The sequence below is a fragment of the Sphingomonas sp. EU05-FHT14C10 genome, from assembly GCF_058790595.1.
In genome coordinates this window covers 1-20,505 of sequence record NZ_JBYTEN010000026.1, presented here as the reverse complement: position 1 = coordinate 20,505, position 20,505 = coordinate 1, and the positions used below count along the sequence as shown (strand labels likewise).

The window sequence follows — 20,505 nt, the reverse complement described above, 5'->3', positions numbered from 1 at the left end:
AATAGATGATCGGAGACGGCATGGCGACGACGCGGCGGGCGATACTAGGCATGATGGCGGCGGCTCCGGCCGCGCCGGCGCTGGCGAAGTCCAGGCAAGAGCCGCCGCTGTCCGTCCCCGTCGCGCTCGACGATCCCGCAATCCGCATCGTCGAGAATATCTGGATCCCGATGCCCGACGGCGCGCGCCTCGCCGCCCGTCTTTTCCTGCCCGCCGATGCCGATGCGAAGCCGTGCGGCGTGGTGATCGAATATCTCCCCTATCGCAAACGCGAGGCCTATCGGTCGCGCGACGATTTCGTCGGGCCGGCGCTCGCAAAGCGCGGTATTGGCTTCATCCATGTGGACATTCGCGGCACGGGCGATTCCGATGGCGTGATGATCGACGAATATATGCCGATCGAGCAGGCCGATGCGCTCGACATGATCGCGTGGATCGGCCGCCAGCCCTGGTGCAACGGCAATCTGGGCATGCGCGGCATATCCTACAGCAGCTTCACCGGGCTGCAGGCAATCTCGAAGGCCCCGCCTGCACTCAAGGCGATCGTCTCCTCCTGCGGGACGGAGCAGCGCTATCTCGACGACGTCCATTATCGCGGCGGCTGCCTGATCCAGGACCAGTGGGGTTGGGCGATGGAATGGCAGGTGGTGATGCGCGCGCCCCCTGATCCGCAGATCGTGGGCGAGGACAAGTGGCGCAGCATGTGGATGGACCGGCTGGCGGTCACCCGACCGGTGAGCATCGATTGGAACGCGCACCAGACCAACGACGCCAAGTGGCAAAGCGGGTCGACGACCAACTATGGCAAGATCACTGCCGCCGTCTTCAACCTCGCCGGCACGCTCGATTCCTATCTGCCTTCGGCGACGCGCATGATGGAGCGCGCGCCGCAGGCGCCGCAAAAGGCACTGATCGGCCCCTGGGCGCATAGCTGGCCGGGTTATGCGCAGGCCCCCGATCACAAGGGCGAGCCCGCCTTCAACGCCAATGGCGTCCCCGGCCCCGGCGTCGACTGGCTCCCCGTGGAGGCACGCTGGTGGCGTCACTGGCTGAACGGCGAGGCCAACGGGATCATGGAGGAACCGCGCTTCTGGGCGTTCCGCGCCGATATGCCGCAGGGCTACAGCTACCCGCGCGATACGATCGGTACATTCGTTTCCGAAGCAAACTGGCCGTCGCCGCGCATTGCGCATCGGCGCTTCCACCTCAACGCCGACGGCCTCGGCGACGCTGCGGGCGAACCAAAGCTGCTGCGCCACGCGACCAATCTCACCATCGGCTTCGCCAATCGCACCTCATGCAGCGGCGGCGCGCCCGGCGATTGCTGGCGCGAACAATCGGGCGACGACGCGCTTTCGCTCTGTTTCGATTCCGCGCCGCTCGCGGAAACGCTCGACATTATGGGCGAACCTGTCCTGAAACTGCGAGTCCGCAGTGACAAGCCAGTCGCAAAGCTCAATGCGCGGCTCACCGAAGTGACGCCCGACGGCAAATCGCATTTCGTCACCTACGCGCTGCTCAACCTCACCCACCGCGATAGCCACGAGAACCCCACGCCGCTGGAACCGGGCCGCGATTATGAGGTGACGCTGAAGGGCCAGTTCGCCTGCCACCGCTTCTCGCCCGGCAACCGCATCCGCATCGCGCTCAGCGAGACATGGTGGCCCGTCGCATGGCCCTCTCCCGAACCGGTCGCGCTCGATATCACGGCCGGCATCTCGCATCTGCTGCTGCCCGTCCGTCCCGCAACCGAGGACGACGCCCTGCCCTTCGCCGTGCTTCGTCAGGTGTACGACACGCCGGGTGCCGAGAAGGCTCCCTATTTCGACCGCCTCGGCGGCGTCGCGGTCAGCGGCGAGCCCGGCAGGCGCCTCTTCGTGATCGAGGAAGGATCGACGAAGATCGAGGAAGAGTTCGTCCCCGGCCCCGACACCTATTATGGCCAGGCCTATCGCATGCGCCGCACGATCCGCGAGGACGATCCCAACAGCGCCGAGATCGAAGCCGAAGGCTTCAACACCTATCGGCGCGGCGACTGGCGCATCAAGCTGCGCGCCTGGTCGCGGACCAGATCGACCCCCACCGCCTTCCTCTGCGAGGAGACGTTCGAGGCGTGGGATGGCGACGCCAAGGTCTTCGACAAGCGCTGGGAAAAGGCCATCCCGCGCAATCTCGTCTGACCGCCCACCGTCATTGCGAGAAGGCGGAGCCGACGAAGCAATCCAGTTTTCGATGCCCGAGATTCTGGATCGCTTCGCTACGCGCGCGATAAAGATCAGACGGGATAGGGATAGTCGGTCAGCACCGGACCCAGCGCTTCCTTGAGCGGCCCGAGCCAGGGCTCGAAATGCGTGTGCTGGTTGAGCCCTTCACGGAAGATCGGCCTGCGCACCTGTTCGGAGCTTGCGGTGCGGACCGCGCGGTCATTCTCGTGGAAGCGCAGGCACGCCTCCTCGAACGGCAGCCCGATATGATCGAGCAGACGCCGCACCTCACCCTCGGTGTCGGCAACCATCGCCTCATAGTGGCTACGGTGGACGCGCCCGGGCAGCACCGCGTCGACGTGCGCCATCAGCGCGACATAGTCGGCATAATAGCGGCCCATCTCGGCCAGATCGTAGGAGAAGGCCTGCCCGCGCGCGAAATGCTGCTTGAAGTTGGAAAAGCAGCAGGCGAGCGGATGACGGCGCGCATCGATGATCGTCGCATTGGGCAGGATCATGTGAATCAACGGCACGTGCAGCCAGTTGTTCGGCATCTTGTCGATGAATAGCGGCCGCGCTGTGCGCCGCTGCACGCGCGTGCGATCGAGATATTCGGCGCCGATCGCCGCAAGCTGTTCCGCGCCCAGATCGAGCAGTCCGGCAGGATAATCGTCACGCTCGCCCCCGGCATGATCGCGCGCGAGGGCGCGGATATCGGGCAGTTCCTGCGTGCCTTCAACGGTGCTGTGCGATGACAATATCTGCTCGATCAACGTCGATCCTGATCGCGGCATGCCAAGAATGAAAATCGGATCGCGCGACTGCTCACCCTGCCCGGCACGCTCCGCAAAAACCTCGCTCGTCAACAAGGCCCGCGATCGCTCGACGCGCGCGGTCGGCGGCACATGGTCGATCTCTGTGCGGCGCAGGCGATTTCCCTCGGCATAATGGCGGAACGAGCCTTCCCAGTCGCTCGCATCCTCCAGCGCCTTGCCTAGCGCGAAATGGAGATGGAAGCGATCCTCGGCCGCCAGATCGCCGCGTCCCAGCGCCGCTTCCATCGCCTGCACATCGTCCGCGTCGAACCGCGCCGTCTTCAGGTTGGCGAGGCTCCACCACGCCTCACCCAGCCGGGGCTCGAGATCGATCGCGCGGCGATAGGCCGCGATGCTGTCGCCCTGTCGGCCTACGGTCTTGAGGCTGTGGCCATAGCTCATCCAGATCTTGGGCTGGGCCGGGCGTGCGGACAGCACCTGCTCGAACAGGTCGACCGCCGCGTCGGTCTCGCCGATCATCGTCAGCGCCGCCGCCTTCAGATTGCCATAGGCGGGATTTGCGGGCTCCTGCTCGATCAGCCGATCGAGCTCCGCGATCGCCTCGGCCGGGCGGTGCTGGCGGTAGTGGACGAGCGCGAGATTGAAGCGTGCCGGCGCAAAGCCCGGCGAAATCGCCAGCGCATGTTCGAGCAGCACCCGCGCATCGTCATAGCGACCGATCCGTCCCGCAACCTCGGCCAGCATGCGCAATGCGGCGATATCGCCGTCATCCTCGCGCAGATGCGCCTTGAGCAGCCGCTCGGCGACCGGGATATCGTTGGCGACCAGCGCCTGCGCCGCCTGCTGGAGGCGCGGATGATGGACGGAAGCGCGCATCTCGCCTGCTTGCGCGGCTTCCATGCCCTTCATGTCGCCCGCCAGCGCAAGCTGCGCCGCGAGCAGCCGCCAGCTTTCGACGCCCGCCGGATCGCACCGTACCGCTTCGCGCAGCGCGCTTATCGATTCGCCGACCTTGCCCTGCGCGGCAAAGGCGCTGCCGAGCAGCGCCAGCGTCGGCGCATGGCCAGGGGCAAAGCGCAATATCTCGGTCGCCTGCTCGACGGCGAGCGACGGCGACCGTGCGAGCAGGCCACGGGCATGCGCCAATGCCTGCTCGATCGAAGTCGTCGTCGCCGTCGTCATGCCTGCTCCCTGTCGGACAGGCGTCGATCCTGCACCGATTGTCCCGCCCGGCTCAAGCCGCGCGCGTCAGCCTGCGCCACAGACCGCGATCGGCGAGGATCTCGCGCGCCGCATTGTGGCCCGGAGCGCCGGTCACCCCACCGCCCGGATGCGCACCTGCACCGCACATGTAGAGCCCCTTAAGCGGGCCGCGATAGGCGCCGTTGCCGAGGATCGGGCGCGCCGCCCACAACTGATCGAGCGACATGTTGCCATGCATGATGTCCCCGCCGGTAAGGCCGAACTTGCGCTCAAGGTCGAGCGGCGAATGGATCTGCCGCGCAATGACCGAAGCCTTGAAGCCCGGCGCCCAGCGCTCGACCGTATCGATGATGAGGTCGGCGGCTTCCTCGCGCGCATCGTCCCAGCTCCGGCCGTCGGGCAGTTCGGGCGCGAACTGCTGGCAGAAGAGGCTGGCGACATGCTGCCCCGGAGGCGCGAGGCTGTCGTCGACGATCGACGGGATCAGCATCTCGACGATCGGCGCCTTCGACATGCCGGTCTGCTTCGCGTCGGTATAGGCGCGGTCCATATAGTCCAGCGTCGGCGCGATGATGATGCCCGACTGGAGATGCTCGCCCGGCTCGGGCAGGCACGAGAAGCGCGGAAGCTCCGACAGCGCGACGTTCATGCGGAAGGTGCCGGAGCCGACCTTGAACGCCTTCACGCGGCGACGGAATTCAGGAGCGAGGTCGCTCGCGGCGATCAGCTTGTCGTAGAGCAGGCGTGGGCCGACGTTGGAGATCACCGCGTCGCCCATCACCTCGGCGCCGCTCTCGAGCTTCACGCCCACCGCGCGGCCGCCATCGACCAGCACCCGTGCGACCGGCGCCTCGATCGTGATTTCGACGCCCAGTTCCTCGCACGCCTGGCGCATCGCCTGGGTGATCGCGCCCATGCCCCCGATGGCGTGGCCCCATGCGCCCTTCTTGCCGTTCACTTCGCCGAAGACGTGGTGGAGCAGCACATAGGCCGAACCGGGCGTATCCGGGCTGGCAAAGTTGCCGACGACGGCGTCGAAACCGAACGCGGCCTTGACCGCTTCATTCTCGAACCAGCTGTCGAGGAAAGTGCGCGCCGACTTGGTGAAGAGCTCCAGCACGTCACGCTGCTGCGCGAGGCTGAGCTTGGTCAGCCCCCGGCCCTGCTTGGCGGCCGCGATCAGCGTGTGGATGCCGTCGCCGATATTGGGAGGCGACTGGAGCGCGAGGTCGCGTAGCACGTCCGCCACCGTATCGAGCGTCTCGTAATAGCCCGGCAGCGCATCAGCATCATGCTGCGAGAAGCGACGGAACTCGGCTTGCGTCCGTTCCAGTCCGCCGCCCAGCTTCAGATAGCGCCCGTCTTCCTGCGGCAGGAAGTTGGAGATCGGGCGCTCGACGATGCGCAGGCCGCGTTCGGCCAGCTTCATGTCGCGGATCACCTTGGGCTGCAGCAGGCTGACCGTGTAGCTCGCCACCGAATTGCGGAAGCCCGGATGAAACTCCTCGGTCACCGCCGCGCCGCCGACGATCGGGCGGCGTTCGAGCACGCGCACCGACTTGCCGGCGCGCGCCAGATAATAGGCGCAGACAAGCCCGTTGTGGCCGCCGCCGATAATCACTGCATCATATTTCTTGGTCACTTGGCGGCTCCGTAGGCATGGCTCCAGCCCGGCTTGGGCGCGCGATGCTGGCGCGCTTCCGGGATGGCGTGGCGAATCTTGCGGCAGAAATTACGAAGCGCGACTTCGTCCTGGCTGAGCGGCCCGACCGAGAAGCTCTCGGACGACATGCCGTCCTGCACGCGCTCGATGAGCGTCGTGTCCTCGGCGTTGACCTGGCGATTGATGCGCCAGTTGAGATAGCGCGCGGCCTGCATCTCGCGGCGATCGTCGGGGACGGCATAGGCGATTTCGCGGATCAGGCATTCAGTGGGCGAAATCGGCAGCCACTGCATGAAATCGACCTGATCGGGATAAATGTCGAACGCGACGTTCGGCCACAGCTTGAAATAGGTCCACAGCCGCTGGCGATCCTCGGGCAGATGGTCGACATGCGGCAGGTAGCGCTGATAGGCGCGCTCCGACGCATTGTTCGACGTGCGGTCGACCAGCGGCCCCCACATCTTGTCGACGTGCTCGGTCGCCTCGACGCCATAGCCGTTGCCCATCAGGCGCTTCAGCCCCGGATGCGCCACCGCGATGTGCAGGCCGTCCGAATAATTGTCGCCGACATTCTTCCAGTTCACGCGGCGCGGGCGCAGCGTGACGCGGCCGAAGGCGCGCAGATCCTCGAAGCGGTAAGGCTCCACTTCATGATCATAGGGCTTCATCATCTCGGCGATCGAAGGCCCGCCGCCTTCCAGCCGGACGAAGATGAAGCCGCGCCAGATTTCCAGCTCGACCGGGGTCAGGCCGTGCTTGGTCATGTCGATGCCGTAGGTCTCACGCATCGGTACGCCGGTCAGGCGGCCGTCGAGCTCATAAGCCCAGGCATGGTAGGGGCAGATCAGCTTCTTCGCGCAACCCGAAGGGCCGTCGACCAGACGCGCGCCGCGATGGCGGCAGACATTGGTGAAGGCGTTGACGCCGCCTTCCTTGGTGCGGACGACGACGATGCTCTCGCCGATATATTCCAGCGTGTGGAAGTCGCCGTGGTTGGGAATGTCGCTGAGATGACAAACCACCTGCCACGACGGGCGCATGATCTGCTGAATCTCGGCGTTGAAGAAATCCTGATCCGAGTAGGTCCAGGCCGGGAGACTCCATCCCTCGTCCGGATCCACATTCTGCCGAATCTGCGCGAGCGCCATTGTGCGATACTCCCCATGCCTTGTTAGACACTCGTATAACAAGAATCAGGGGTGTGCAAGCACGCTCTTCGATTCAGCAATTGAACAGGCGTGCCGCCGTTTCCTGGCATAGCGCTATGCAGCGCTCCTTGGGCGTGCGCTCTTCGGACAGGTAGAATTCGATCCACAGCCCATCCAGCACCGCCGAAAGGATCGCGATCGAATCGGCCATGGGCGGCGCACCCTTGCTCTGCGGAAGCCGGCTGACGACTCGCTCCATCAACACGCGCTGGCGCTGGTTGAAGTTGACGCTGACCTGAGCGAAATCCTCGCGGCTGCGCACAAGTTGCCAGAAGACCATCCATGCACCGATCACGTCGGGGCTCGCCCACTCCTTGGAGAAAGCGGCGCTGAAGAAGCGCGTGAGCGCGGCGCCGGGGTCATCGCCGATTTCGCCGATCTCGGCTTCAAGATGCGTGATCAGCTGTTCGCACAGCAGTTCGTAGGTCTCGAGGAGCAGATTGTCCGGATTGCGGAAATAGTGGCGCAGCAATCCGTGCGAAACGCCGGCCTGCCGGCAGATCTCGCGCCCCGTCGTCCCCTTCGGCCCAAGCCGGGCCAGACAGCTCACCGTCACCGCCAGCAGGTCCTGCCGCCGCTCCAGCGGCGGCTGGCGCTTCGCCCTGATCCGCTTCGGACCATCTCCGACGACGATATCGGTCTCGATCATCAACTCATCCCCCGGCACAGGGGCCCAACTGCCCCGACGCTAATCCATAGAGCAGATAGGGACCGCTTCCCCATTGTGGAAGTCACTGGCTCGCCGCGCGCTGCGGCGGCCGAAATAGTAGACGAGCGCGCCCGTCCCCAGCAGGATCGCCGTCATGCCGATGATCTTGGCGATGGCGAGCGGCTTGTTGGCCTCGTCGGGGGCCGGGAATGCCGCCAGAACGAGCGCGACGAGCGTCGTCGTCAGCCCGACGCAGGCGATGGCGATCGATGTCGCGCTCCCTCCCGGCAGGCGCGTCACTTCGGGGCCGGCCGGTTCGCGCTGGAGGCGGATGACCGAAAGGAAGATGCCGGCAAAGGGCAGGAAGGCGGCAATGATCCCCATGCTGACCAGCACGTCATAAGCGCCTTTCACCCCCGTCCCTGCCTGCCCCAATATGCAGAACAGCGCCCCCAGCGCGCCCTGCAGCAGCAGCGCGACATAGGGCGTGCCGTAACGCGGATGCACGCGCGCGAAGACCGGCGGCAACATACGATCGATGCCGACCGAGAAGGGAATGCGCGCGCAGGACGACAGGAACCCGCTCGCCGCCCCCAGATTACCGATGGTGATCAGCAGCGCCACGGGAATGACGAGCCAGCCGATGCCGAGCTTGTCCGCCGCCACAGCACCGGCCTGGATCAGCCCCTGCAGGCTGTTCACCTCGGACGACGGCATCACGACCAGCACCGCGAGCGTGCCCAATATATAGCAGAGCACGATCACCACGCCCGCGATCGGCAAGGCGCGTGGAATGGTGCGCCTTGGATTCTTGATCTCCCCGCTCATGAACGATGCCGTCTCGGCGCCCGACAGCGCGAAAGCGATCGAGGCCCAGAAGATCATGTGCTGGATGTCGAAGGTCGGCACCATTGCGGCGGCCGAGAATTGCGTCACCGAGCCGAACCGGCTCCACACGAGTGTCGCCAGCACGACCACGACCAGTACGGGCAGCCACATGCCGACCGCGCCGACATTGTGCATCCATTTGCCGAAACGCAGCCCGACGATGTTGAGCCATGTGATGAAGGCGAGCGCGATCAGCGAGAAGCCGACGAAGAACATGGCGTTGTTATGAAGATGGAGGAATTTGTCGCCGCCGATGAACAGCGCGTTGCCCGCGTCGAAATAGAAGACAGCCGGAAAATAGGGCAGGTTGGAGGTGAAATAGCTCCACCCCGCCATGAAGCCGACAAAGGGCCCGAAGGCCTGCTTGGTCCAGATGTAGAGCCCGCCTTCCTGCGGGTAGCGTGACGACAGCTCGACGATGGCCAGCACCAGCGGCAGGTAAAAGCCGATCAGCGCGCCGATCCACACGAAGATCGCGCTTGGCCCCATCGCCGCCGCAGTCGCGATCCAGCGAAGGCTGACGCCGGTAACAATGTAGAAGAGCGCGAGGTCCGCGATGCCCATGACCTTGGGCGGGTTGTGCGCACCTCCCGCCATCAGGCTGCTCGCCGCCCCTTGGTGTCGCGCAGCAGTTGCATCGCGGCGTTATGCCCCGGAGCTCCCGTTACACCGCCGCCCGGGTGCGCGCCGGCGCCGCAGAGGTAAAGCCCTTTCACCGGCATGCGATATTGCGACCAGCGCGGCACCGGACGCATCGAGAAAAGCGCGCCGGGATGGAGATCGCCGTGGAAGATATTGCCCTCCGTCAGCCCGTAGGTCCGCTCCAGATCCAGCGGCGTCAGCACCGTCCTGCCGATGATCTTCTCCGGCAGATCGGGCATGTGCCGCGTGATCTGGCGGATGATCGAATCGGCGAAGGCCTCGCGATGATCATCCCATGTTCCCTCGCGCAGGCGATAGGGCACGAACTGGATGAAGCAGGTCATCATATGATGGCCCGGCGGGCAGAGACTGTCATCGACCAGGCTGGGGATGACGCAGTCGATCCAGAGCTGCTCGGGAATGTCGCCGAAGCGCGCGATGTCGGCGCAGCGTTGCGCGCCTTCCAGCGTCGGCGCGATCGACAGCAACGATCGTTCGAGCGGCCCGGCATCCCTGCCGCGCCCGATGACCGTAGGCTCGCCCGACAGTGCCAGATTGAGCTTGGCCGCCGGCCCGCTCATCTTGATCGCCTCGATGTCGCGCCGGAAATCCTCCGGCAGATGCTCGGGATCGACGAGGCTGAGGAACGTCCGCTTGGGATCGGCATTGGACAGGATCGCATCTGCAGTGAAGCGCCGCCCGTCGGCCAGAGTCACGCCCCTGGCGCGCCCGCGATCGACATCGATCCGCGCAACCGGCGCCTCGGTCAGTATCTCAGCCCCGAAGCCGCGCGCGGCGGCCGCGATGGCGGCGCTGATCGCCCCCATCCCGCCCATCACATGACCGTTGAAGCCCTGGATGCTGTGATCGCCGCCCGACAGCAGGTGAAACACCATGCCCACCGCCGAGCCCGGCTCATAAGGGCCGCCATGCTTGCCGTAGACACTGTTGGCGAGGATCATTCGCTTGGTTTCTTCGGCCTCGAAATGGCGGTCGAGGAAATCGCCCAGCGATCCGGTGAGGAAGGTCACCATCTCGCCCATCTCGCCGCCGCTGATTTTACGGAAACGCTTCGCGATGCGCAGCCCCTCGCGGAGCTTGTCGAAACCCTTCGCGGCAAGATCGGGCGGCGGCTGGAGGAAGAAGGGCTGGAGATAGGCGGCCAGCGCCTTGAGCTTGCGGTCAACCTCGAGGAACGCCGCGCCATCCTTCTTCGAGAAGCGGCCGATCTCCTCCGCCGTCCGCTGCGGATCGGACCACCAGCGAATGATCCGCCCGTCGCCCAGCGGCACGGTGAGGATCGGATCGCAGGCGACCATCTTCAGGCCGTGCGACCCCAGATCGAGATCGCGAATCACCGTCGGCATCAGCATCGATGCGATGTAGGAGGTAAAGGACACGCGGTGCCCCGGAATCACTTCCTCGGTCACGCAGGCACCGCCCACGATCTCACGTCGCTCCAGCACCAGCACCGATCGCCCGGCACGCGCCAGATAGGCCGCCGCCGTCAGGCCATTATGCCCGCCCCCGACCACGATCGCATCATAGTGATTCCTCTGCCCCGCCATGCGATCATCCGCTCCGTCATAAACTCATCACGACATGGCTTGCCCGAAAGGTTCTTATGAGGCAAGTGTCTAATAACAACCTCGGAGACTCGACGACAATGACTGAGCCGGAGAGCAATGTTGCCATGGAACGCTCGCTCGACAGCGCCGCTTATCTGACGCCGGAGGCCTTCGCACGCGACAAGGAAACGATTTTTACGCGCGACTGGTTCTGCGCCGCCCGTGAGGAAGAGCTGCCCGAACCCGGCGACCATCTCGTGCTCGACGTCACGGGCGAGAATATCTTGCTGGTCCGCGCCCGCGACGGCGCGCTTCACGCCCATTACAACGTCTGCCGCCACCGCGGCGCGCGCATGTGCGATGCCGGCAACGATGCGCGCTGGGGCGTGAAGCTCGATGCCGGCGTCGTTGCGCGCAACATGATCCGCTGCCCCTATCATAGCTGGTCCTACGCACTCGACGGGCGCCTCCTCGCCGCGCCGCACCTGCAGGACGCGCCGGGCTTCAACAAGGCGGACTATTCGCTCTATCCCGTCGGCGTCGCGACCTGGGGCGGCTTCATCTTCCTCAATCTCACGCCCGCAAGCGCGCCCGATTTCGAGGCGAGCCTGGGTGAGGCGCCCCGCCGCCTCGGCAATTATCCGCTCGCCGACCTGCGGACCGCAAAGACGCTTCGCTATGAGCTCGCCACCAACTGGAAGATCATCCTCGAAAATTATAATGAATGCTACCACTGCCCCGGCGTCCATCCGGAGCTGTGCGAGGTCGTCCCCGCCTTCCGTGAACGCGGCGGCATCGATCTCGACTGGGAAGCCGGCATCCCGCACCGCGCGGGCGCGGTCACCTACACCGCCACGGGCACGACCAGCCGCGCTCCCTTCCCCGGCCTCTCCGACGAGGAGCAGGTCCGCCACAAGGGCGAGCTGCTTTATCCCAATCTGATGTTCAGCGTGTCGATGGATCACGCCGCGGCCTTCCTGCTCTGGCCCGTCGCCGCAGATCGCACGGTCGTCGAATGCCGCTTTCTCTTCCACAAGGACGAAATGGCGAAGCCGGATTTCGATCCTTCTGACGCCGTCGACTTCTGGGATCTGGTCAATCGCCAGGACTGGGCGGTGTGCGAGCGCGTCCAGTCGGGCATCGCGGCCGGCGTCCACACCCATGGCTATTATTCGCCGATCGAGGATTACAGCCTCGATATCCGTCGCTATGTGGCAGAGCGCCAGGGCGGATGAAGGGACGCTATTCGGCGCTCGCCATCGCGCGCCACGCTCTGACCGGCAACAAGGACTGGCCGGAAGCATGGCGATCCCCCGAGCCAAAGCCCGCCTATGACGCGATCATCATCGGCGGCGGCGGCCATGGCCTCGCGACGGCCTATTATCTGGCCAAACGCCACGGGATCACCAATGTCGCGGTGCTCGAGGCAGGCTGGATCGGCGGCGGCAATACCGGCCGCAACACCACCATCGTCCGGTCCGATTATTACTATCCCCAGAGCGCCGCCTTCTTCGATCATTCGCTCCGCCTCTACGAAGGCCTGTCGCGCGAATTGAACTTCAACATCATGTTCAGCCAGCGCGGCCAGCTCGTCGTCGCGCACACGCGACACGAGCTGGATTTCCAGCGCCGGCTGGTCAACGCGATGGCGCTAAACGGCGTCGACATGAAGCTGCTCAGCCGCGAGCAATGCTATCGCATCTGCCCGATCCTCAACGACAAGCCCGACGCGCGCTATCCGATCCTCGGCGGCATGTGGCAGGGCCGCGCCGGAACGGTGCGCCACGACGCCGTCGTCTGGGGCTATGCCCGCGCCGCCGACCGGCTCGGCGTCGACATCATCCAGCAATGCGCGGTCACCGGCATCAGCCGCGATCCCGTGACGGGCGCCATGACCGGGGTCGAGACGACGCGCGGGGCGATCCGCGCCAACCGTGTCGGCGTCGCGGTCGCGGGTCATTCGAGCGTGCTCGCCGATATGGCGGGCTTCCGCCTGCCGCTGCGCAGCTATGCGCTCCAGGCCTTTGTGACCGAACCGATGAAGCCGGTGCTGAACACCATCGCTTCGTCAAACCTGCTCGGCTGCTATGTCAGCCAGTCGGACAAGGGCGGCCTGGTGATCGGCGGCCACGCCGACGCCTATGCTTCCTATGCCCAGCGCGGAAACCTGCCGACGATGGAAGCGGCCCTCTCGGCACTCGTCGAGTTGATACCGTCTTTCGGCCGCGTGCGCCTGCTGCGCCAATGGTCGGGCATCGTCGACTATGCCTATGACAGCTCGCCGGTACTCGGCAAAAGCCCCGTGCCCGGCCTCTTTCTTAACAGCGGCTGGGGCGGCGGCGGCTTCAAGGCTATTCCTGCGGGGGGCGAGACCTTCGCTCACACGATCGCGACGGGCGAGCCCCATCCGCTGATCCGTGCCTTCTCGCTCGACCGTTTCCGCGATCTCGCGCTGGTCGACGAAGCGGCCGCCGCCGGGATTTCGCACTGATGCTGTGGATCGACTGCCCCTGGTGCGGCCGCCGCGACGAGGACGAATTCGTCAATGGCGGCGACGCGCATATCGACCGGCCCGAGCCGCCCGAAACCATCTCAGAAGACGAATGGGCCGAATATCTGTTCTACCATGACAATCCCAAGGGCCTGCTCGCCGAACGCTGGGTTCACAGCTATGGCTGCCGCCGCTGGTTCCACGCACTGCGCGACACCGCCAGCCACCGCATCCTCGCCACCTACCGCCCCGATGCGCCCCGCCCGGACATGAAGGCATGAGTGGCTTCAGGCTTGAATGCGGCGGATCGGGTATCGACCGCGCGCGTCCGATCTCCTTCCGCTTCAACGGACGGACGCTGCGCGGTTTCGAAGGCGACACGCTCGCCTCGGCAGTATTGGCCAACGGCGTCTCCGTCGTCGGGCGCAGTTTCAAATATCATCGCCCACGCGGCATCGTCGGCACCGGCTTCGCCGAGACCAATGCCCTCGTCCAGCTTGGCGAGGGCGATCGCCTCATCCCCAACATGCCGGCGACGCTCGCCCCCCTCCGCGACGGGCTGGTCGCCGAAAGCCCCACCGGCTGGCCCTCGACGCGCTTCGACCTCGGGCGGATCAACGACAGGCTCTCGGCGCTGCTGAGCGCCGGCTTCTACTACAAGACCTTCATCTGGCCGAACTGGCACCTGTTCGAACCCGTCATCCGCCGCGCCGCAGGCATCGGCCGTGCGCCCGCCCTGCCGGATCCCGACCGTTACGAAGCACTCGAACGCCATGTCGACATCCTCGTCATCGGCGGCGGTCCCGCGGGCCTCGCTGCAGCCGAAGCAGCGGCAGCGGCCGGCGCCGAAGTAACGCTGATCGAAGCCGATACTCACCTCGCGCATGACGCGCCGGCCGGCATATCGGTGCTGACCCGAACCACCGCGCTCGGCTATTATGACGGCAATTTCGTCACTGCGGTCGAGGACGTAGGCAGCGGTGCGCTGCGCCAGCGCCTGTGGAAATTCCGCGCGAAGCAGGTCGTGATCGCCACCGGCGGCTTCGAGCGACCTCAACTCTTCGCCAATAACGACCTGCCCGGCGTGATGCTTGCGAGCGCGGTCGACACCTATGTCCGGCGCTACGGCGTAGCGCCGGGCCGCGAGGCGCTGTTCGCCGCGATCGACGACACCGCCTATGCTGCGGCCTTCGCCGCACATGATGCCGGGCTCGCCGTGCGCGCCATCGTCGATCCGCGCCGCGCTTCCGCTGCCCTCGCCGGCGAAGCGCGCGCGCGCGGCATCGCACTCCACGAACAAAGCCACATCCGCGAGGCGATCGGATCGTCGTGCGTCCGCGCCGCGCTGATCGAGGGCGCCGCCGGCCAAAGGCGCATCGCCTGCGATCTCATTGCCGCGTCGGGCGGCTGGTCGCCTGCCGTCCAGCTCTTCAGCCAGTCGGGCGGAACGACGCGCTACGATCCGGCGCTTGGCGGCTTTGTTCCCGATCGCGCGGCGCAGGCGACGCACATCTGCGGCCTTGCCGCCGGCATCCGCGACCTGAACGACGCTGTCGCCAGCGGCTATGCTGCAGGCACCGCCGCAGCACGCGGCGATGCTCCCTCGCCTGTCGCTCCCCTGTCCGGCCCAGCCTTCCCCACTCTGCCGCGCGCCACCAAGCCCAAGCGCGTCTTCATCGACATGCAGACCGACGTCTCGCTCGCCGATCTCGAACAGGCGACGCGCGAGAATTATCGCTCGGTGGAACATGTGAAACGCTACACCGTCTGGGGCATGGGCGTCGATCAGGGGCGGCTCAGCAGCAGCAACGGCGTCGCCGCACTCGCGCAGATCCGCGCCGAGGATCCCGCCCGCCTCGGCACCACCAAATACCGCCCGCCCTTCGCGCCCGTCGCCATCGCCACGCTCGCTGCAGATCGCCCCAACGGCAAGCTGTTCCACAGCTGGCAGCATCTGCCCGCGCACGACTGGCATGTCGCGCGCGGCGCCGAGTTCGAGGATTTCGGCTATCTGCGCCCTTCGCATTATCCGCTCGCCGGCGAGACGATGGAGGCCGCGTCGCACCGTGAATCGCTCGCCGTGCGCAGCAATGTTGCGATGATGGACTCCTCCTCCTTCGGCAAGATCGAGTTGAAAGGCCCAGAGGCCGGGCGTTTTCTCGATCTCATCTCGGTCGGGCGGCCGAGCACGATCCCCGTCGGCAAGACGCGCTACAATCTTCTCTGCGACGAGCTTGGCATCCTCCTCGACGACGGCGTTATCGCGCGGCTCGGCGAGGATCATTTCCTCCTCAACGCCAGCAGCAGCCATGCCGCGCGCGTGCGCGGCTGGATCGAGGATTGGCATCAGTGCCAATGGCCGCTCGATTTCGTGACGCGCGACGTCAGCGAGGAATGGGCGGTACTGACCGTCGCCGGCCCACGCGCCCGCGACGTGCTGCAAGCGGCCGGCTGCAGCATGCCCGACGATTTCCCGCATTTGTCGCTATGCGAGACCGCGATCGGCGGCCACCGCGTTCGCGTCCAGCGCGTCAGCTTCACCGGCGAATTGAGCTATGAGATCGCGGTTTCCGCGCCTCGTGCAAACGAGCTGGCGGATATCCTGTGGAACGCTGGCCAGCTCTTCGGCATGATTCCCTTCGGGCTCGAGGCGCTCGATGTGCTGCGCATCGAGAAGGGCTTCATCCATATCGGCACCGATACCGACGGCGCATCGATCCCCGCCGACATCGGCTGGGGCAAGCTCGGCCGGCGCGAGGGCGACTATCTTGGCAAGCGCTCGCTGCTTCACCCCAGCGCGACCGCGCCCGGCCGCCGCCAGCTGGTCGGTTTCGAACCGCTCGACGACCAGCGCCCCCTGCCCGTTGGGGGGCACATCGTCGGCGGCGCACCGCATCCCAGTCAGGGCTTCGTGACGAGCAGTTGCTTCAGCCCGACGCTCGATCGCGCCATTTCGCTCGGTCTCCTTGCCGATGGACGCAAGCGCCATGGCGAGACGGTGACCATCTGGTCAGGCGGCGTGGAGCGGCATGCACGCGTCACTTCGCCCCGCTTCTTCGACCCGGAAGGGGCAAGGCTCAATGTCTGACATCATCCGCTTCCGCATGGGCGAGCCCGGCGAGCTGTACCGCCTGACCTTCGATCCCGATCGCGACCCCGCTTTCACGCAGCACCTCACCGATCTGCTCGGCGCACCGTTGCCGACTGCGGACCGGCCAACGCGTGCCGGTCTGCTGATCATCTGGCAGGGGCCGAACGACTATCTGATCGCCGGCCTCGGCGACAGGCGCGCCGCACTCGAAGCCGCGATCGTCGGCCGCCCCGCGCTGCTCGGCGATGCCGCCGCCGGCATCATGGCCTTCGACCTCACCGGCAGCGAGCTGCGCACGCGCCTCGGGCAGGACCGCCCCGCCCCCGGCCTCGCATCGCGCGTGACACGCCTCGCCGCGCTGCGGATGACCGTGCTTTGGCACGATGCCGAGCTGTCGGCGGTGCGCCTCTTCGTCGATCGCTCCTATGCCGAATATGTCCGGCAATGGCTCGTCGAGCGCTGGTGCGCGGTCGACCAGACGGGAGAGCGCTAAAGCGTCAGGAACCAGAGCGCGACCAGCGGCGCGCTGCCGGCCTTCAACGCGTGCGTCCGCCAGGGGGGATTATAGACCGCTCCGCCCGCCGGAATATCCTGCCAGACTTCATCGTCGCCCCGGAAGGCGCCGGGGGTGAGGAACAGATACAATTCCTCGGGCGCGTGGCGGTGGAGCGGATAGAGGCTCCCCGGCGCCATCGCCGTCGCGCCGAACCAAATCCGTTCGCCGGCGGCGATGCCGTCATCGCCGACGATGTCCGCCGTCGCATAGCCGGCGTCGCCTGGATACCATTTGAGGCAGGGCGCCAGCGCGGCGAAGGCCGCCGCGACGCCGCCTGCCTGTTCAAGCCCTGTCAACAGCGGCGCGACGCTCGACGCAAATGTGTCGTCGCGCATATCGCCCACATCAAGGCGAACGGTCGCCGCCATCCGACGCACCTCGGGTTGCGCCGCGTTGGCGGCCGCTTGGCTCACCCCGTCCAGCAGCTCCGCAAGCGCCGCCTGACGGTCGGCCGCCATCGGCTCAGCTCAATTCCTTGAGCGGCGTTGCCGCATCGGCCAGCGCCGACGGGTCGGGCGACAGGCCTTCGACGACCAGCCTGCGGCCCTGGACATAGTCCTTGGTCGCGTTGACGCAGTCGAGCGCGATCACGCGCCCCTGCTTCAGATAGACGAGCGAAAAGCTCCTTGTCGCCGGATCGCCGCGCAGCACGGCGCTGTTATGCCCGGTCGAAAGCCCGACGGTCTGCAGGCGGATGTCATACTGGTTCGACCAGAACCACGGCACCGCATCATAGGCGACATCCTCGCCAAGGATCGACTTGGCCGCGATCGTCGCCTGATCATTGGCATTCTGCACCGATTCCAGCCGGATCACCGCGCCGTCGGCAAAGCGATTGGCATGCGCGGCGCAGTCGCCGATCGCATAGATGTCGGGCAGCGACGTTCGGCATTGCGCGTCGACGAGTACGCCATTGCTCCCTTCTGCCCCCGCCGCGATCAGCGGTTCGGTCGCAGGCACGATACCGATGCCGACGATCACCATGTCGGCCGGCACCACCTCGCCATCGCCGAGCCTGACGCCGGTCACGCGCCCGCCATCGCCCTCGATCGCCTCGACCGCGACGCCCAGCCGCATATCGACACCATGCGCGCGATGCTCGTCCTCGAAAAAGCGCGAAAGCGGCTCGCCCGCGACGCGCGCCAGCACCCTGTCGAGCGCTTCCAACACCGTTACCTGCTTGCCGAACTTGCGCAGCACCGCCGCCGCTTCGAGCCCGATATAGCCGCCGCCGACCACGACGACCCGCTCGACCGTCGGAAGCTCGGCGATCATCCGGTCCACGTCAGCGCGCGTGCGCACTGCATGGACGCCGGCAAGATCATGCCCATCGCAGCTCAGGTGACGCGGACTTCCCCCCGTCGCCCAGATCAGCTTGCCATAGCCAAGCGTCGCCCCGTCCGCGAAGCTCAGTTCGTGCGCCGCCGGATCGACCGCGACCACGCGCCGGCCCGACATCATCCGCACCTGCCGCTCTTCCCAGAAGGCCGGCTGGCGGATCAATATGCGCTCGAACGCCTTCTCGCCCGACAGATAATCCTTGGAGAGCGGCGGCCGCTCATAAGGCAGCTCGGGTTCGTCGCCGACCATCGCGATCGTGCCCGCGAACTTGGCCTGCCGCAGCGCGACCGCCGCCTGCGCGCCGCCATGCCCCGCGCCGACGATGACGATATCGGCGCGCTCGCTCATGCCTTCAGCCTCGCTGCGTGCCAGGCCAGATGATCGTCCATGAAGGTCGAGATGAAATAATAGCTGTGATCATAGCCCGGCTGCAGCCGCAAGGTCAGATCGATACCCGCCTTTGCGCAGGCATCGGCCAGCAGTTGCGGACGGAGCTGCTCGGCAAGGAACTGGTCCGCCTCGCCCTGATCGACGAGCAGCGCCTTTGCGCGCGCCCCATCCTCGATCAGCGCAGTGGCGTCATGCCGCCGCCACGCCGTGCGATCATCGCCCAGATAACGCCCCAACGCCTTTTCGCCCCAAGGCACCTGCGAAGGCGCGACGATCGGCGAGAAAGCCGAGATCGAAGCGAAGCGCTCGGGAAAGCTGAGCCCGATGGTCAGCGCGCCATGCCCGCCCATCGAATGGCCGGTGATGCCCTGCCGCCCCATATCGACGGGGAATTCGGCGGCGACAAGCGCGGGAAGCTCGTCGGTCACATAGCTCCACATCCTGTAGTTGCGGCCATAGGGCGCCTGGGTGGCGTCGACATAGAAGCCCGCGCCCTTGCCGAAATCATAGGCCTCGTCGTCAGGCACGTCGTCGCCGCGCGGCGACGTATCAGGCGCGATGAAGATCAGGCCATGCTCGGCGCAGGCGCGGCGATACTCGCCCTTCTCGGTCACATTGGCGTGGGTGCAGGTAAGCCCCGACAGATACCAGACGACCGGTAGAACCGCGCCCGGCGCATGATCGGGCACGAACACCGAGAATGTCATATCCGTCCCGGTCGCAGTCGAGGCATGGCGATAGACGCCTTGAACCCCGCCATGGCTCCGGTTGGTCGAAATCACGTCCATTCAGTCACCTATCGGAAGACGACGGTCCGTCGCCCATTCAGGAAAACGCGGCGCTCGGCTACCCAGCCGACCGCGCGCGCCAAGACTTGCGCCTCTATGTCGCGGCCGATCCGCGCAAGGTCAACCGCCGTCGCGCGATGATCGACGCGCTCCACCGCCTGCTCGATGATCGGGCCTTCGTCGAGGTCTCCGGTCACGAAATGCGCGGTCGCGCCGATCAGCTTCACCCCGCGCTCATGCGCACGCTCATAAGGCTTGGCGCCCTTGAAGCTCGGCAGGAAGCTGTGGTGGATATTGATGCAGCGCCCGGCAAGCGCATCGACCAGCTCCTGCGACAGGATTTGCATATAGCGCGCGAGCACCAGCAGTTCGGCGCGCTCGCGCTCGAACAGTTCGATGATCGCCTGCTCCTGCGCGTCCCGCGTCGTCGCGCTGACCGGCAGATAATGGAAAGGCACGCCATACCAGTTGGCGATCGGCTCGAGATCGCGGTGATTGCCGACGATCCCGACGATGTCGACGGGCAGCACCCCGCTCCGCCAGCGGTGGAGCAGGTCGGCCAGACAGTGCGACCCCTTCGACACCGCGATCAGCAGGCGCGGCCGATGGTCGATGCAGCACAGGTCCCAGTCGAGCACATAATTTTCGGCAACCGGCGCGAGCACCGCACGCAGCCCCTCCTCGCTGTCCGGGAACTCCGTGCCCGTTCCCATAAAAGTGATGCGCATGAAGAAGCGGCCGGTCTCCAGGTCGGCATATTGCTGGCTATCGAGGATGAAGCCGTCGATCCCCGCGAGCCGGCCGGTGACCGCCGCGACGATCCCGACCCTGTCCTCGCAGGACAGCGTTAGAGTCCACCCGCTGTGCGGCACCTCAATACACCACGACGGATCGGATGGATTCGCCCTTGTGCATGAGATCGAAGCCCTTGTTGATCTCGTCGAGGGTGAGGACATGAGTGATCATGGGATCGATCTCGATCTTGCCGTTCATGTACCAGTCGACGATCTTCGGCACGTCGGTGCGGCCCTTGGCGCCGCCGAACGC

Annotated in this window: 16 protein-coding genes and 1 pseudogene; 6 read left to right on the top strand and 11 right to left on the bottom strand. The window is 66.0% G+C overall.

Translation table 11 applies throughout. The annotated features are described in order from the left end of the window. The first annotated feature begins 20 nt into the window (after positions 1-20). Positions 21-2,180, top strand: a complete 2,160-nt coding sequence (locus tag AC3WT0_RS18055; RefSeq protein WP_492754816.1) for a CocE/NonD family hydrolase — start codon at positions 21-23, stop codon at positions 2,178-2,180. 95 nt (positions 2,181-2,275) lie between these two features. On the opposite strand, the gene AC3WT0_RS18050 is transcribed toward AC3WT0_RS18055, so the two are convergent. The 6 genes from AC3WT0_RS18050 to AC3WT0_RS18025 all read right to left on the bottom strand — a co-directional run bounded on the left by AC3WT0_RS18050 (position 2,276) and on the right by AC3WT0_RS18025 (position 10,801). Next, positions 2,276-4,162, bottom strand: coding sequence for a tetratricopeptide repeat-containing sulfotransferase family protein (locus tag AC3WT0_RS18050; RefSeq protein ID WP_492754815.1), 1,887 nt, complete (start codon positions 4,160-4,162; stop codon positions 2,276-2,278). Between the two features lie 52 nt (positions 4,163-4,214). Next, positions 4,215-5,825, bottom strand: a complete 1,611-nt coding sequence (locus tag AC3WT0_RS18045) for a phytoene desaturase family protein (protein WP_492754814.1) — start codon at positions 5,823-5,825, stop codon at positions 4,215-4,217. After that, positions 5,822-6,994, bottom strand: a complete 1,173-nt coding sequence (locus AC3WT0_RS18040) for an aromatic ring-hydroxylating oxygenase subunit alpha (RefSeq protein WP_492754813.1) — start codon at positions 6,992-6,994, stop codon at positions 5,822-5,824. The genes AC3WT0_RS18045 and AC3WT0_RS18040 overlap by 4 nt, the downstream gene beginning before the upstream one ends. 73 nt (positions 6,995-7,067) lie before the next feature. Further along, complete coding sequence (locus AC3WT0_RS18035) at positions 7,068-7,703, bottom strand: TetR/AcrR family transcriptional regulator (RefSeq protein ID WP_492754812.1); 636 nt, start codon at positions 7,701-7,703, stop codon at positions 7,068-7,070. 39 nt (positions 7,704-7,742) lie between these two features. Continuing rightward, positions 7,743-9,188: an APC family permease gene (locus AC3WT0_RS18030; RefSeq protein ID WP_492754811.1), complete on the bottom strand. Its 1,446-nt coding sequence runs from the start codon at positions 9,186-9,188 to the stop codon at positions 7,743-7,745. Further along, positions 9,188-10,801: a phytoene desaturase family protein gene (locus tag AC3WT0_RS18025; RefSeq protein WP_492754810.1), complete on the bottom strand. Its 1,614-nt coding sequence runs from the start codon at positions 10,799-10,801 to the stop codon at positions 9,188-9,190. The genes AC3WT0_RS18030 and AC3WT0_RS18025 overlap by 1 nt, the downstream gene beginning before the upstream one ends. Positions 10,802-10,926: 125 nt before the next feature. Here AC3WT0_RS18025 and AC3WT0_RS18020 point away from each other — a divergent pair, with 125 nt between their 5' ends. Genes AC3WT0_RS18020 through AC3WT0_RS18000 form a run of 5 tightly spaced genes read left to right on the top strand, consistent with a single transcriptional unit; the run spans position 10,927 to position 16,876 of the window. Next, positions 10,927-12,036, top strand: coding sequence for an aromatic ring-hydroxylating oxygenase subunit alpha (locus AC3WT0_RS18020; RefSeq protein ID WP_492754809.1), 1,110 nt, complete (start codon positions 10,927-10,929; stop codon positions 12,034-12,036). Next, on the top strand, positions 12,033-13,292 hold the full coding sequence (locus AC3WT0_RS18015) for a sarcosine oxidase subunit beta family protein (protein ID WP_492754808.1): 1,260 nt from the start codon (positions 12,033-12,035) through the stop codon (positions 13,290-13,292). The genes AC3WT0_RS18020 and AC3WT0_RS18015 overlap by 4 nt, the downstream gene beginning before the upstream one ends. Further along, positions 13,292-13,573, top strand: coding sequence for a sarcosine oxidase subunit delta (locus AC3WT0_RS18010; RefSeq protein WP_492754807.1), 282 nt, complete (start codon positions 13,292-13,294; stop codon positions 13,571-13,573). The genes AC3WT0_RS18015 and AC3WT0_RS18010 overlap by 1 nt, the downstream gene beginning before the upstream one ends. Further along, positions 13,570-16,380 (top strand): FAD-dependent oxidoreductase, encoded by a 2,811-nt coding sequence (locus AC3WT0_RS18005; RefSeq protein WP_492754806.1) that lies wholly within the window; start codon positions 13,570-13,572, stop codon positions 16,378-16,380. Before AC3WT0_RS18010 ends, AC3WT0_RS18005 begins: the two co-directional genes overlap by 4 nt. Continuing rightward, positions 16,373-16,876, top strand: a complete 504-nt coding sequence (locus tag AC3WT0_RS18000) for a hypothetical protein (RefSeq protein ID WP_492754805.1) — start codon at positions 16,373-16,375, stop codon at positions 16,874-16,876. Before AC3WT0_RS18005 ends, AC3WT0_RS18000 begins: the two co-directional genes overlap by 8 nt. Here AC3WT0_RS18000 and AC3WT0_RS17995 read toward each other — a convergent pair. The 5 genes and pseudogenes from AC3WT0_RS17995 to AC3WT0_RS17975 all read right to left on the bottom strand — a co-directional run. After that, positions 16,873-17,397: a dimethylsulfonioproprionate lyase family protein gene (locus AC3WT0_RS17995; RefSeq protein WP_492754804.1), complete on the bottom strand. Its 525-nt coding sequence runs from the start codon at positions 17,395-17,397 to the stop codon at positions 16,873-16,875. The two genes, AC3WT0_RS18000 and AC3WT0_RS17995, sit on opposite strands and share 4 nt — an antisense overlap. Positions 17,398-17,401: 4 nt before the next feature. Further along, on the bottom strand, positions 17,402-18,628 hold the full coding sequence (locus tag AC3WT0_RS17990; protein ID WP_492754803.1) for an NAD(P)/FAD-dependent oxidoreductase: 1,227 nt from the start codon (positions 18,626-18,628) through the stop codon (positions 17,402-17,404). Beyond that, complete coding sequence (fghA, locus tag AC3WT0_RS17985; protein WP_492754802.1) at positions 18,625-19,458, bottom strand: S-formylglutathione hydrolase; 834 nt, start codon at positions 19,456-19,458, stop codon at positions 18,625-18,627. Before fghA ends, AC3WT0_RS17990 begins: the two co-directional genes overlap by 4 nt. A gap of 8 nt (positions 19,459-19,466) precedes the next feature. Then, the gene (gene purU, locus AC3WT0_RS17980; RefSeq protein WP_492754801.1) at positions 19,467-20,330 is read right to left on the bottom strand and encodes a formyltetrahydrofolate deformylase; all 864 of its coding nucleotides are present in this window, start codon (positions 20,328-20,330) and stop codon (positions 19,467-19,469) included. 1 nt (position 20,331) lies between these two features. Next, positions 20,332-20,505: pseudogene (locus tag AC3WT0_RS17975) on the bottom strand (S-(hydroxymethyl)glutathione dehydrogenase); the annotation flags it as partial.